Raw genomic sequence first — 13,470 nt, forward strand, 5'->3', positions numbered from 1 at the left:
CGATGGCTGTCGGCAAACATATCGCGCCCGTCCGTTTCCTGATCTTTCCGTTCGTGCTGGTCGCCGCGATGGGCGCGGCGCTAGCGTTGGACATCGATCCGCGCGCCGCGTTCCTGATCGGCTTCGACGTCGCCGCCTTCGTCTTTCTTTGCACCGTGATGCCGCTCTTCCGCGCCGACGCCGACCAGATGCGCCGCCGCGCCGAATTTAATGACGCGAACCGCATCGGCCTGCTCGCGATCACCGTGCTGCTCTCGCTCGTCATATTGTTTGCGGTCGGGACACTGATCGCGAGCCCGGGCAAGCTGGGCCGCTGCGACGTCCTCCTGATCATCGCAACGCTCGCGCTGGCGTGGCTGTTCGCGAACATCGTGTTCACGCTCCACTATGCGCATCTCTACTATCTGCAGAAGGACGGCCGCGACCAGCGCGGGATCGAGGTGCCCGGGGTGGATGAGCCCGGTTACTGGGACTTCCTCTATTTCGCCTTCACGCTCGGCATGACCTTCCAGACGTCGGATGTGACGATATCGGGCGCGCATATGCGCCGCGTCGTGCTTGGCCACTGCATGGCGGCGTTTGTCTTCAACATGGGCATTTTGGCATTCACCGTGAACGCCATCGGCGGATCATAAACCCGTCAGCCAGTCGAGGTCGGCGGTGCTGTTAATGTTCGGCGGCACGAAATCGCTCGTCACCGGTCGCGCGCCGATCCGCCGGGCGAAGGCTTTGACCGCCAGATCGTCCGCATCTTCCAGCATAGACCGAAGGTCGCGCAGTGCTGCGACTGGCCACAACCCGATCACCGGCTGCGTCTCCAGAAAGGCCGGCGCGGGCTCCAGCAACGCACGCAGATCGCCCGGCAGGCGCACGCAATCGACCGGCGCGGTCAGCACCTGATCGAAGCCCTCATCCGCCGCGTGGATCAACGCCCCCGCAATCCCGCCGAGCGGCCCCATGTCGGGGCGCGGCCAGTCGGCGATCTCGCCCCGGCCGACGACGACGACCGCATCGCAATGCGGGCGCAGCGCCGCCAGCGCATGGTCGAGCAAGGTCCGCCCATCGAGCATCGCGAGCGCCTTGTCCGACCCGAAGCGGCTCGACCGCCCGCCTGCGAGCACCGCGCCGAGCGTCCTCACGCGATCATTCCGTGCGGATCGCTGACGACCAGCGCCGAATCCGCCCGCGCCAGCGTCACGAGCGTCAGCCCCGCCTGCACCGCGCGTGTCGCGGCAAGGCTGGTCGGCGCCGAAATGGTGACAAGCATCGGACAACCCGCGCGCACCGTCTTTTCGACCAGCTCATAACTGCACCGCGCCGACAGCAGGATAAAGCCGGAGGCGGGATCGATACCCGCGCGTGCCAGCGCCCCGATCAGCTTGTCGAGCGCATTGTGCCGCCCGACATCCTCGCGTGCGAGCAGGATGGCACCCGCGGGCGAGCAGAAGGCAGCGGCATGGACGGCACCCGTTGCGCGGCCGAGCGGCTGATGATCGTGCAGCGCCGCGAGCGCCGCCGCGATGGCGGTGCGATCGGCCCTGATGCGCGCAGTCACGGGCGGAAGCGGCCGCAATACCTCCTCGATATTCTCGATTCCGCATAGCCCGCAGCTGCTTTCGCTCACGCGCTTGCGCGCGCGTTCGAGCGCAAGCGCGTTGCGCTCGGGCGGCAGCCAGATGCGCAGCGCCCAACCGCCTTCGATCGGTTGCACATCGATCCGTCCGATCTGACCCGGGGTTTCGATCAGACCCTCGCCAAGCGCAAAGCCAATCGCATAATCTTCAAGATCGGCCGGGGTCGCCATCATCACGGCATAGGCAATGCCGCCGACCTCGACCGAAACCGGCGCCTCGATGGCGATGCTGCGGGTCAGCGCCGCATCGCCGGGCTCGCCAAGCCCCAGTCGCCGGACCGGAAGGTCGATCATTTCCTGATTCATCGGCACACCGTACCGCATCCGCGCTCGCCTGTCTCAACCGGCACGGCCGAGCCGTTCGGCGAGGAAGTCGACGAATACGCGCACCCGCGCCGGGGTGTTCGCGCCGCCGGCAAACACCGCGTGGATCGCCTCGACATCGCCCGGATTATAGTCCTCCAATATCGGGACGAGCGCGCCGCTCGCGATCTGGTCGGCGATGCTGAACGCGCCGACGCGCGCGATGCCGACGCCGGCCGCCGCAAGCTGTCCCAGCGTCTCGCCATTGTTCGCCTCGATATTGCCCTGCACCGATAACGTGAATTCGCGGTCGCCGTCGCGGAAGGGCCAGGTCGGCTCGGCGCGGCGGAAATTGAAGTTCAGGCAATTATGGCCGTGCAGATCCTCGGGCACGCGCGGCGTGCCGTGCGCGGCGAGATAGGCGGGCGAAGCGATGATGATGCGGCGGCTTTCGCCCAGCTTGCGCGCGGTGAGTGGGCTGTCGGCCAGCGGACCGAAACGGATCGCGACGTCGGCCTGACCGGCGGAAATGTCGACGAGCCGGTCGGCAAGGCTGATGTCGACGAGGATGTGCGGGTGCAGGCGCACGAAGTCGCCGAGCAAGGGCACGATGGTCAGCCGCCCGTGCGCCTGCGCCGCGCTGACGCGCAGCCGCCCGCGCGGGGCGCCCTGATCGGCGATGACCTGCTCGGCATCGTCGAGGTCGGCGAGGATGCGCCGCGCGGCGCGCAGATAGGCCTCGCCCTCGGCGGTCAGCGCGAGCGCGCGGGTCGAGCGCAGCAGCAGGCGCACGCCGAGCCGCGCCTCGATCCGGTCGATCGTGCGGCTGACCGCCGACGGCGTGAGGCCAAGGCAGCGGCCGGCGGCGGAAAAGCTGCCCTCCGCGACGGTAGCGGCGAAGACCTCCATCGATCGCGCGCGATCGCCACTACCGTCCATCTTTGCGTTCATTTCAAAAATCCTTGGCTCCCGTGGACGCTACTGCGCCTGTCATCTCGAGTCCATCTATGCGTACGACACGTAATCGAAAGGGCAGGATCATGGAATATCGGCAATTGGGATCGTCGGGGCTTCGCGTTCCGGCGTTGAGCTTTGGGACCGGGACGTTCGGCGGCCAGGGGCCGCTGTTCAGCGCGTGGGGCACGAGCGACGCCGCCGAGGCGCGGCGCCTGATCGACATCAGCCTCGATGCCGGGGTCACCTTGTTCGACACCGCCGACGTCTATTCGACCGGCGCGTCCGAAGAGATTTTGGGCGAGGCGATCAAGGGTCGCCGCGGCGCGGTGCTGATCTCGACGAAGACCGGGCTGCCGATGGGCGACGGGCCGCAGGATTGGGGCGCCTCGCGCAGCCGTCTGATCCGCGCGGTCGAAGATGCGCTGCGGCGGCTCGGGACCGACCATATCGACCTGCTGCAACTCCACGCGTTCGACGCCTCGACCCCGGTCGACGAGCTGATGGGCACGCTCGCTACGCTGATCGCCGCGGGCAAGCTGCGCTACGCCGGCGTTTCCAACTATCCCGGCTGGCAGTTGATGAAGGCGCAGGCCGCCGCCGACCGCCTCGGCACGCCGCGCTTCGTCGCGCACCAGGTCTATTATTCGCTGATCGGGCGCGCCTATGAGGCCGATTTGATGCCGCTCGCTGCCGATCAGGGCATCGGCGCATTGGTGTGGAGCCCGCTCGGTTGGGGCCGCCTGACCGGCAAGATCGGGCGTGACCGCCCGGTCCCCGCGGGCAGCCGCCTGCATGACACCGAACAGTTCGCGCCGCCCGTGGCCGAGGATTTGCTCTATCGCGTCATCGATGCGCTCGAGCTGGTCGCGGCCGAAACCGGCAAGACGGTGCCGCAGATCGCGATCAACTGGCTGCTCCGGCGCCCCACCGTGTCGTCGGTGATCATCGGCGCGCGCAATGAGGAACCACTGCGCCAGAATCTTGGAGCCGTCGGCTGGGCGCTGACCGCCGACCAGGTAGCGGTGCTCGACGCTGCGAGCGACGTGCTGCCGCCCTATCCGCACACCCCCTATCGGCAGCAGGCGGGCTTTGCCCGGCTGAACCCGCCGCTCGTCTGACTGGACTCTCTCCCATGAAAATCAACTTTCCCCTGCTCGCGCTGGCGACCGGCGCCTTCGGCATCGGCATCACCGAATTCGCCCCGATGGGTTTGCTCCCCGACATGGCCGAAGGGCTGGGGGTTTCGATCCCCGCCGCCGGGCTGCTCGTATCGGCCTATGCGCTCGGCGTGCTGCTCGGTGCGCCGCTGATGACGCTCACCACCGCAAAGATGAACCGGCGCACCTTGCTGATCGGCCTGATGGCGATCTTCACGCTCGGCAATTTCCTGTCGGCCATTGCGGGCGATTACACGACGCTGGTGGTCGCGCGCGTCATCACCTCATTGAACCATGGCGCCTTCTTCGGCGTCGGCTCGGTCGTTGCGGCGAGCCTAGTCGCACCCGAGAAGCGCGCGAGCGCGGTCGCGGCGATGTTCATGGGGCTGACGCTCGCCAATGTGATCGGCGTGCCGCTTGCGCCATGGGTCGGCGAAACCTTCGGCTGGCGCACCGCATTCGGTGCGATCGCAATCTGGGGCTTGATCACGATGGCCGCGCTCCGTTTCGCGCTTCCCGACATCCCGCGCGCCGAAGGCGGCAACATGCTCGCCGAACTCGGTGTGCTGAAGCGCCGCGAGGTGCTGGTCGCATTGGCGCTCACCGCGATCGGATCGGCCGCGATGTTCACCGTCTTCACCTATATCGCGCCGATCCTGAAGGAAGCGACGGGGGCAGGGACGTTGTTCGTGACCGCGATGCTGGTGATTTACGGCCTCGGCCTCACCGCCGGCAACTGGCTCGGCGGCATCTTTGCCGACCGTTCGATCGACCGCACCCTGATCGTCTCGCTGACCGGGCTTGCGGCGATGCTGATCCTGTTTGCTGTCACAATGTATTCGCCGATCGCGGCCGGGGTTACGATCTTCCTGTGGGGCGTCGCGACCTTCGCCATCGTCCCGCCGCTCCAGATGCGCGTGATGGAGGCGGCCTCCGACGCGCCGAACCTCGCCTCGGCGGTCAATATCGGCGCGTTCAACCTCGGCAATGCCATCGGCGCCGCGGTCGGCGGCGGGGTGATCGGGCTCGGTCTCGGTTTTCCGGCGGTGTCGATTGCGGGCGCGATGATGGCGGTTGCCGGCCTCGCGATCGTGCTGGCATCGCGCCAGCGCGCTGCCCCGGTGCTCGCGCAAGCCTGACGATTGCCATTTCGGTGGCGGAGCTTATGCCATCGCGGGTATGAATACCGAAATTCTCGCCGTCCTCCTTGGCAAGTCACAGCCCTTCCGGGGCGACGAACCCAGCGCCATCGGCAAGCTGCCGGTGGCGGATTCGGTTGCCGTCGGCGCGATGGGCCTTGCCGGCGACGAGCAGTCCGACCGGACGGTGCATGGCGGCATCGACAAGGCGATCCATCATTATCCCGCCGATCATTATGATTGGTGGCGGGAGTATCTGGACGATGCGCCGCTGCTCGATGCACCGGGCGCGTTCGGCGAGAATATCTCGACCGCCGGTCTCGACGAGCAGAATGTCTTCCTCGGCGACCGCTTCCGCCTCGGCACCGCGCTCGTCGAAGTGACGCAGGCGCGCCAGCCGTGCTGGAAGCTCGACCATCGCTTTGGAACCAAGGGCGTGATGGCGCAGGTGGTCAAGACGCGGCGGACGGGCTGGTATTACCGTGTGCTCGAACCCGGTCAGGTGCGTGCGGGCGATGCATTGGACCTGGTCGAGCGGCCCTATCCCGACTGGCCGCTGGCTTCGCTGTTCGCCTTGCTGATTGGCGGCGAGGCGAAGGATCGCCCGGCGGACCTGCGCGCGCTCCGCGACGTGCCTGTGCTCGCCGAAACGTGGAAGGTAAGGCGCGCCAAGCTCGCCGAGCAGTTCGGCGCGGATTAGGGTCAGGATCTAGCGGGTCCGCTCGTCGTCGAAAAATTCGACGTCGGACTGCCGCGCTTCGGCAGCGAGGCGTTCGACATGAACCGCAAGACGCTCGGTTTCCGCGGGTGTGAAATGCAGCCCCAGCTTGCTGCGCCGCCAAAGGACATCGTCGGTGGTGCGCGCCCATTCGCGCATCGCCATCCAGCGCAGTTCCGCCACGCTGAGCCCATGCGCGATCTCGCCGCCGAGTGCGTCCCAACCTTCGGCCTGCGCGAGCCACGACTGCGCATCGGTGCCATAGGCGCGGGTGATGCGGTCGACCGTCGCCGCCGTCAGGAAGGGATAGGAAAGCCTATATTCTGCCTTGAGCGCCGCCACGCCATTCGTCGGAAAATCGCCGCCGGGAAGCGGCGCCTTGGCGGTCCAGTGCTTGGACGACAGCGCCGGAACATGATCGGCAAGCTCGTCGACCGCGGCTTCGGCGACGTGGCGATAGCTTGTGATCTTGCCGCCATAGATGGTGAGCAGCGGCGCACCTTCGGCGAGGTCGAGGTCGATGCGGTATCCGCGCGTTGCCGCCTCAGGGCGGCCCGATCCATCCTCGATCAGCGGTCGGACACCCGAATAGGTCCAGACGACATCGGCGGGGGTGACGGGCGTGCGGAAATAGAGGCTCGCGCCTTCGCACAGATAGGCGATTTCCTCGTCGCTCGCCTTCGCCTCGCTCGCCGGCCCGTCATGGTCCTGATCGGTCGTCCCGATCAGCGTGAAGTCGCGCTCATAAGGAATGGCGAAAAAGATGCGGCCGTCGGGAAGCTGGAAGAAATAGGCATAGTCATGCTCGAAGACCTTGCGCACGACGATATGCGAACCGCGCACCAACCGCATCTGATGGTCGGGTTCGGCGTCGGCGCGTTTGAGAAGGTCGAGCACCGCGGGGCCCGCCGCATTCACGACGCTCCGGCCGGTGAAGCGATATTGGTGGCCCTGATCGTCGCGTGCGTCGACCACCCACAGGCCATCCTCGCAGCGCAGCATTTCGGCGCGCGTCCGCGTGCGAACGCGCGCTCCGCGGTCGGCGGCATCGCGCGCGTTGAGCGCGACCAGCCGCGCATCGTCGGCCCAGCCGTCCGAATATTCGAAGCCGTGGACATATTGCGGCTGCAGCGGTCCGCCCGCGGTATGACGGCGCAGGTCGATCGAGCGCGTCGCGGGCAGTTTCTTGCGCCCGCCGATATGGTCGTAGAGAAACAGCCCGAGCCGCAGCAGCCAGCGTGGCCGCAGCCCCGGCCGATGCGGCAGGACAAAGCGCAGTGGGCGGATGATGTGCGGCGCGATGCCCCACAGTATTTCGCGTTCCTTCAGCGCTTCGCGGACGAGCCGGAATTCATAATGTTCGAGGTAACGCAGCCCGCCGTGAATCAGCTTGGTCGATTTCGACGACGTGCCCTCGGCGAGGTCACCCGCTTCGAGCAGCAGCACGCGCGCGCCGCGCCCCGCGGCATCGCGCGCGACACCCGCGCCATTGACCCCGCCGCCGACGACGATGACATCATAAGGGGCAGGGCTGTCGGCCATGGCGAATTCCTATGGCAGCGTTGTCGGATTTGCCAAGTGCCGACATCGTATGCGGCCTACGTATGCGCGTTGCATTCGCTTCGTGTATCGCCCAATTCTTTTCATGTTATCCAAGGGGACGATTGTGAGCGTGAAAGTCGAAACATTGGTGCTGTTCGGCGCGACGGGCGACCTGGCGCAGCGCATGCTCTTTCCCTCGCTTTACAATCTCCACCTCGACGGGCTGCTCGCCGATGCGCTGACGATCATCGGATCAGGGCGCTCGAAAATGGATCGCGCGGCGTTTCAGGCGCAGGTCCGCGAGGCGCTGACCGAGCATCTGCCCGCCGACCGTATCGAGGATGCGGGTGTCGCCGCCTTCCTCGACCGGATCGATTATTGCGCGATCGATGCCGGCGCGGGCACGGGTTATGACGAACTCGCTTCGCTGCTCGGCGACCGCATGGGCCGCCCCATCGGCGTCTATCTCTCGACCCCGCCATCGATGTTCGGTCCGATCGCGCAGGGGCTCAAGGCCGCCGGCATCTCCTGCGCCGAATGCCGCATCGCGATGGAAAAGCCGATCGGCCACGATCTTGCGTCGTCGCGCGACGTCAATGCACAAGTCGGCGACGCCTTTGCCGAGGACCGCGTGTTCCGCATCGACCATTATCTCGGCAAGGAAACGGTGCAGAACCTGCTGGCGCTGCGCTTTGCCAATATGTTGTTCGAACCGCTGTGGAACGCGCAGGCGATCGATCATGTCCAGATCACCGTCGCCGAAACCGTCGGGCTCGAAGGCCGCGTTTCCTATTATGACGGGGTCGGCGCGCTGAAGGATATGGTGCAGAACCATATGCTCCAGCTGCTCGCGATCATCGCGATGGAGCCGCCGTCGAGCGTGTCGTCGACCGCGGTGCGCGACGAGAAGGTCAAGCTGCTGCGCAGCCTTCGCAAGATGACCGCCGCCGACGTCAAGGCGCACAGCGTCAAGGGCCAGTACACCAGCGGTGCGGTGAACGGCGGCGCGGTCGCGGGCTATGCCGATGAACTCGGCAACCCGTCGAACACCGAAACCTTTGTCGCGCTCAAAGCCTATATCGACAATTGGCGCTGGAAGGGCGTGCCTTTCTACCTGCGCACGGGCAAGCGCATGCCGCAACGCAAGTCCGAAGTGCTGATCCAGTTCAAGCCGGTGCCGCACAATATCTTCGCGCGCGTCGGCGCGGGCAAGCTCGATGCAAACAGCATGATCATCAACCTGCAGCCCGAGGAAAATATCCGGGTCAAGGTGATGGCGAAACAGCCCGGGCTCGACCGCGACGGGGTGAAGCTCAAAGAGGTGACGATGGACGTCTCGCTCTCGCACAGCTTTGCCGGCGAGCGGCGGCGCATCGCCTACGAGCGTCTGCTGCTCGATTTCATCGAGGGTGACCAGACCTTGTTCGTCCGCCGCGACGAGGTCGAGGCGCAGTGGCAGTGGATCGATTCGATCCGCGATGCCTGGGCCGAGGTCGATATGGCGCCGCAGAATTACACCGCGGGCAGTTGGGGCCCGTCGAGCGCCATCGCGCTAATTGAACGCGACGGAGCGAGCTGGCATGACTGAGGAAAACACGTCGCCCCTGCGAAGGCAGGGGCCGCTGGCAACCTTGCGCTGCGCCGATAGCGGCCCCCGCCTTCGCGGGGGCGACGAGGAAATTTTATGACTGATCTCCACCCTACCATCGCAGCGGTCACCGACCGCATCATCGCCCGCAGCGCCCCGCGCCGCGCCGCTTATCTCGACCTGATGGACCGCCAGCGCGACGCCGGCACCAACCGTGGCAATCTGTCGTGCGGCAATCTCGCACACGGCTTTGCCGCGTCGGGCGAGGACAAGCCCGCAATCCGGTCCGGCGCCGAGATGAATATCGGCATCGTCACCAGCTATAACGACATGCTCTCGGCGCATCAGCCGTACGGCCGCTATCCCGAGCAGATCAAACTTTTTGCGCGCGAAGTCGGCGCGACCGCGCAGGTCGCGGGCGGCGTTCCCGCAATGTGCGACGGGGTGACGCAAGGGCAGGCGGGTATGGACCTGTCGCTGTTCAGCCGCGATAATATCGCGCAGGGCACGGTAATCGCGCTGAGCCACGCGATGTTCGAGAGCGCGCTGCTGCTCGGCATCTGCGACAAGATCGTTCCCGGCCTGCTGATCGGCGCGCTGCGCTTCGGCCATCTGCCGCAAATCCTCATCCCCGCCGGGCCGATGCCTTCGGGGCTCGCGAACAAGGAAAAGCAGCGCGTCCGCCAGCTTTATGCCGAGGGCAAGGCGACCCGCGACGAACTGCTCGAAGCCGAAGCGGCGAGCTATCATGGCGCCGGCACCTGCACCTTCTACGGCACGGCGAACAGCAACCAGATGATGATGGAGCTGATGGGGCTGCACGTCCCCGGCAGCGCCTTCACCAACCCCGGCACCAAGCTGCGCCAGGAACTGACGCGTGCCGCGACGCATCGCGTCGCGCAGATCGGCTGGGACGGTGACGATTATCGCCCGCTCTCGCGCTGCGTCGACGAAAAAGCGATCGTCAACGCCGCGATCGGGCTGCTCGCGACGGGCGGGTCGACTAATCATGCGATCCACCTGCCCGCGATTGCGCGCGCGGCGGGGATCATCATCGACTGGCAGGATTTCGACGAGCTCAGCCACGCCGTGCCGCTGCTCGCGCGAGTCTATCCGAACGGTGCGGGCGATGTGAACAATTTCCATGCCGCGGGCGGTATCGGCTATGTCGTGCGCGAATTGCTCGATGCCGGGCTGCTCCACGGCGACGTGCTGACGGTTGGCGGGACGATGGCCGATTATGCGTCGGAGCCCGTGCTGGTGAACGACGAACTCCACTGGCAGGCCGCGCCCGCCGAGAGCCGCGACGATACCATGCTCCGCCCCGCTGCGGCGCCTTTCTCGCCCGACGGCGGCATGCGCCTGCTCGCAGGCAATCTCGGGCGCGCGATCATCAAGACGAGCGCGGTCGCCGAGGATCGCTGGACGATCGAGGCGCCGTGCCGGATCTTTGACACGCAGGACGCGGTGCTTGCGGCGTTCAAGGCAGGCGAACTCGAACGCGACGTCATCGTCGTCGTGCGCTTCCAGGGCCCGCGCGCCAACGGCATGCCCGAACTGCACAAGCTGACGCCCGCATTGGGCGTGCTCCAGGATCGCGGTTTCCGCGTCGCGCTGCTCACCGACGGCCGCATGTCGGGCGCGAGTGGCAAGGTGCCCGCGGTAATCCACCTCTCGCCCGAAGCCTTGCCGGGAACGGACGGCGTCAGCGGCCCGCTCGCCTTTCTGCAGGACGGCGACATCGTCCGCGTCTGCGCGGTGACCGGCGAAGTCGTGGCGCTCGTCGATCCGGCCGAATGGGCTGCGCGCACTCCCGCCATCGCCCCGCCGCCTGCACTCGGCGTCGGCCGCGAACTATTCGCGCTGTTCCGCCATCATGCCGACGAGGCCGAAAAGGGCGGATCGGCGGTGCTCGCCGCGATGGAAACAGTGATTTAACTTCAAATTTGTCCGTCATCCCGGCGAAGGCCGGGATCTCGACGATGAAGCAAAATGCAACGATGAGATCCCGGCCTTTGCCGGGATGACGAAGAAAGAGAATTGGAATGTCCGACAGCGGTATCGACCAGATCATGCGCCTCGCGCCCGTCATCCCGGTGATCGTCATCGACCGGGTCGAGGACGCGGTGCCGATGGCCGAGGCGCTCGTCGCGGGCGGGCTGACGGTGCTCGAAGTCACGATGCGCACCCCAGCCGCGCTCGATGCGATTGCGGCGATGAAGAAGGTGCCGGGCGCGGTCGTCGGCGCCGGGACGGTGCTCAACCCCCGGATGCTGAAAGACGCCATCGACGCGGGGTCCGAATTCATCGTCTCGCCGGGCCTCACCGACAGTCTCGGCGAAGCGGCGGTGGCGAGCGGCATTCCCTTCCTGCCCGGCGTCGCCAACGCGTCGAACATCATGGCGGGGCTCGACCTCGGGCTCGACAGCTTCAAATTCTTTCCCGCGGCGACGAGCGGCGGCATCCCGGCGCTAAAGGCGCTTTCGGGTCCGTTCGGCGGGATCAATTTCTGCCCGACCGGCGGGATCAGCGCCGCCACGGCGCCCGAATGGCTCGCGCTGGGTCCGGTGCTGTGCGTCGGCGGCAGCTGGGTCGTCCCGTCGGGACCGCTGGACCCCGCGCGGATCGAGGCACTGGCGCGCGAGGCCGCAGCGCTCGCATCCTAACCCGGACCACGAATTGGGCGCATTGATAAACGCCATCTTTACTGCCATCGTGCAGAGAAAGGCGGCAATATAGTCGCTTGGTGGGGAGATGCGCGTGCCGAGGCCGCAGCCGCATTTGGAAGAAGTCCTGGCGTCCGAACCCGGATCGCATATCGCCGCGCTGTTCGATTTCGACGGCACCATCATCTCGGGCTACTCGGCGACCGCGATGCTGCGCGAGAAATTCCAGCGCCGCGAAATGTCGATGGAGGAAATCGCCGAGACCGCGCAGGTCATCGCGCAGCACAGCCTTGGCACCATCGGCTTTTCGGGGCTGATGTCGGGCGCCGCCAAATTCATGCGCGGGGTCGACGAAGAAAGCTTCATCGAATTCGGCGAGGAACTCTACAAGAAGCATATCGCGCGCAAAATCTATCCCGAGACGCGCGCGATCATCGAGGCGCATCAGGCAAAAGGTCACCGCGTCGCGATCATCTCGTCGGCAACGATCTACCAGATCGAACCGACCGCGCGCGACCTTGGCATCACCGACATCAAATGCTCGGCATACGAGATCGAGGACGGCGTGTTTACCGGCGAGATCATCCGGCCCTTGTGTTTCGGCGAAGGCAAGGTGCTCGCCGCCGAGGAACTCGCCGCCGAATATGGCCTAGATCTCGACCAGAGCTTTTTCTACTCGGACAGCGACGACGATATCGAACTGCTCGAACGCGTTGGCAAACCCCGCCCGCTCAACCCGAACCTGAAGCTCAAGGCAATCGCCGACGAGCATGGCTGGCCGGTCCAGCGCTTCGCGAGCCGCGGGACGCCGAGCTGGGTCGATTACACGCGCACCATCTACGCCACCGGCTCGCTCGTCGGCGCCTTTGCCGCGGGGCTGCCGATCTGGGCGCTGACACGCTCGCAGCGAGAGGCGGCGAATTTCTCGATAGGGCTGTTCGGCGATTTCGCGACCGCGATCACCGGGGTCGAGCTGGAGGTCGAGGACGAGAAGCATCTCTGGTCGTCGCGCCCGTGCGTCTTCATCTTTAACCACCAGAGCAAGGCGGATGTGATGATCCTCGCCAAGCTCATCCGCCGCGACATGGGCGGGGTGGGCAAGAAAGAGATCAAGGACATCCCCATCCTCGGCAAGCTGATGGAATGGGGCGGCACCGTCTTCGTCGACCGCGCCGACGGCAAGAGCGCGATCAAGGCAATGGAGCCGCTGGTCGATGCGATCAAGGTCGAGGGCAAGTCGATCTGCATCTCGCCCGAGGGCACGCGCAGCCTGACGCCGAAACTCGAGCCGTTCAAAAAGGGTGCGTTCCATCTGGCGATGCAGGCCGGCGTGCCGATCGTCCCGATCGTGATTCATAACGCCACCGACGTCGCGCCGAAGAACGAGTTCGTGATGCGCCCCGCGACGGTGCGCGTCACCGTGCTGCCGCCGGTCGATACGTCGAAATGGAGCGTGCGGACGATCAACAATCATGTCCGCGACGTGCGGAACATGTTCCTGCGCACGCTGGGCCAGCCCGAGGAAAGCGTCGCGAAATCGGTGGCGAAGGAGCCCGCGCCCGAGGCCGCTCCGCCCGAGGCGAAACCGGAAAAGGCGACCAAGAAGGCGCCTGAGAAGCCTGCCATCAAAAAGAAGCCGTCTGCCAAGAAAATCGCTCCCAAGAAAAAGGCGGTCGGGAAAGCCGCTAAGACATGACGGCCCATTTCCTCCCCGTTCGCATCGAGCGAAGTCGATATGCCCATCGGGACGGCGCTTGCTATCGGGGT

At 66.0% G+C, this 13,470-nt stretch carries 12 protein-coding genes; 8 read left to right on the top strand and 4 right to left on the bottom strand.

All coding sequences use genetic code 11. The features are described 5' to 3' along the window. The first annotated feature begins 2 nt into the window (after window positions 1-2). Window positions 3-635, top strand: a complete 633-nt coding sequence (locus tag J2X38_RS14350; RefSeq protein WP_310255117.1) for a DUF1345 domain-containing protein — start codon at window positions 3-5, stop codon at window positions 633-635. On the opposite strand, the gene J2X38_RS14355 is transcribed toward J2X38_RS14350, so the two are convergent. Genes J2X38_RS14355 through J2X38_RS14365 form a run of 3 tightly spaced genes read right to left on the bottom strand, consistent with a single transcriptional unit; the run spans window position 630 to window position 2,887 of the window. Continuing rightward, window positions 630-1,139 carry a molybdenum cofactor guanylyltransferase gene (locus tag J2X38_RS14355; RefSeq protein ID WP_310255118.1) on the bottom strand — a complete coding sequence of 170 codons (510 nt, stop codon included), beginning with the start codon at window positions 1,137-1,139 and terminating at the stop codon, window positions 630-632. The two genes, J2X38_RS14350 and J2X38_RS14355, sit on opposite strands and share 6 nt — an antisense overlap. Next, on the bottom strand, window positions 1,136-1,927 hold the full coding sequence (gene fdhD, locus J2X38_RS14360) for a formate dehydrogenase accessory sulfurtransferase FdhD (RefSeq protein WP_310255119.1): 792 nt from the start codon (window positions 1,925-1,927) through the stop codon (window positions 1,136-1,138). The genes J2X38_RS14355 and fdhD overlap by 4 nt, the downstream gene beginning before the upstream one ends. Before the next feature lie 45 nt (window positions 1,928-1,972). Continuing rightward, window positions 1,973-2,887, bottom strand: coding sequence for a LysR family transcriptional regulator (locus tag J2X38_RS14365; RefSeq protein ID WP_310255120.1), 915 nt, complete (start codon window positions 2,885-2,887; stop codon window positions 1,973-1,975). An 89-nt stretch (window positions 2,888-2,976) separates the two neighbouring features. Here J2X38_RS14365 and J2X38_RS14370 point away from each other — a divergent pair, with 89 nt between their 5' ends. The 3 genes from J2X38_RS14370 to J2X38_RS14380 are packed head-to-tail and all read left to right on the top strand — an operon-like array spanning window position 2,977 to window position 5,889. Then, entirely contained in the window at window positions 2,977-4,011 is a 1,035-nt protein-coding gene (locus J2X38_RS14370; RefSeq protein ID WP_310255121.1) for an aldo/keto reductase, read from the top strand. A gap of 14 nt (window positions 4,012-4,025) precedes the next feature. Then, window positions 4,026-5,189: an MFS transporter gene (locus J2X38_RS14375; protein WP_310255122.1), complete on the top strand. Its 1,164-nt coding sequence runs from the start codon at window positions 4,026-4,028 to the stop codon at window positions 5,187-5,189. A 40-nt stretch (window positions 5,190-5,229) separates the two neighbouring features. Next, entirely contained in the window at window positions 5,230-5,889 is a 660-nt protein-coding gene (locus J2X38_RS14380; RefSeq protein ID WP_310255123.1) for an MOSC domain-containing protein, read from the top strand. A 9-nt stretch (window positions 5,890-5,898) separates the two neighbouring features. On the opposite strand, the gene glpD is transcribed toward J2X38_RS14380, so the two are convergent. Beyond that, window positions 5,899-7,449 carry a glycerol-3-phosphate dehydrogenase gene (gene glpD, locus J2X38_RS14385; protein ID WP_310255124.1) on the bottom strand — a complete coding sequence of 517 codons (1,551 nt, stop codon included), beginning with the start codon at window positions 7,447-7,449 and terminating at the stop codon, window positions 5,899-5,901. 103 nt (window positions 7,450-7,552) lie between these two features. Here glpD and zwf point away from each other — a divergent pair, with 103 nt between their 5' ends. The 4 genes from zwf (at window position 7,553) to J2X38_RS14405 (ending at window position 13,399) form a co-directional block, all read left to right on the top strand. Next, the gene (gene zwf / locus J2X38_RS14390; RefSeq protein WP_310255125.1) at window positions 7,553-9,037 is read left to right on the top strand and encodes a glucose-6-phosphate dehydrogenase; all 1,485 of its coding nucleotides are present in this window, start codon (window positions 7,553-7,555) and stop codon (window positions 9,035-9,037) included. 96 nt (window positions 9,038-9,133) lie between these two features. Then, a complete protein-coding gene (gene edd / locus J2X38_RS14395; RefSeq protein WP_310255126.1) occupies window positions 9,134-10,975 on the top strand; it encodes a phosphogluconate dehydratase in 1,842 nt (613 codons plus the stop codon). A 107-nt stretch (window positions 10,976-11,082) separates the two neighbouring features. Next, window positions 11,083-11,703 carry a bifunctional 4-hydroxy-2-oxoglutarate aldolase/2-dehydro-3-deoxy-phosphogluconate aldolase gene (eda, locus tag J2X38_RS14400; protein WP_310255127.1) on the top strand — a complete coding sequence of 207 codons (621 nt, stop codon included), beginning with the start codon at window positions 11,083-11,085 and terminating at the stop codon, window positions 11,701-11,703. Window positions 11,704-11,818: 115 nt separating this feature from the next. Further along, on the top strand, window positions 11,819-13,399 hold the full coding sequence (locus J2X38_RS14405; protein ID WP_310255128.1) for an HAD-IB family hydrolase: 1,581 nt from the start codon (window positions 11,819-11,821) through the stop codon (window positions 13,397-13,399). Window positions 13,400-13,470 lie beyond the last annotated feature (71 nt).

Origin of the sequence: Sphingopyxis sp. BE235 (assembly GCF_031457175.1) — a bacterium.
Lineage (GTDB): Bacteria > Pseudomonadota > Alphaproteobacteria > Sphingomonadales > Sphingomonadaceae > Sphingopyxis.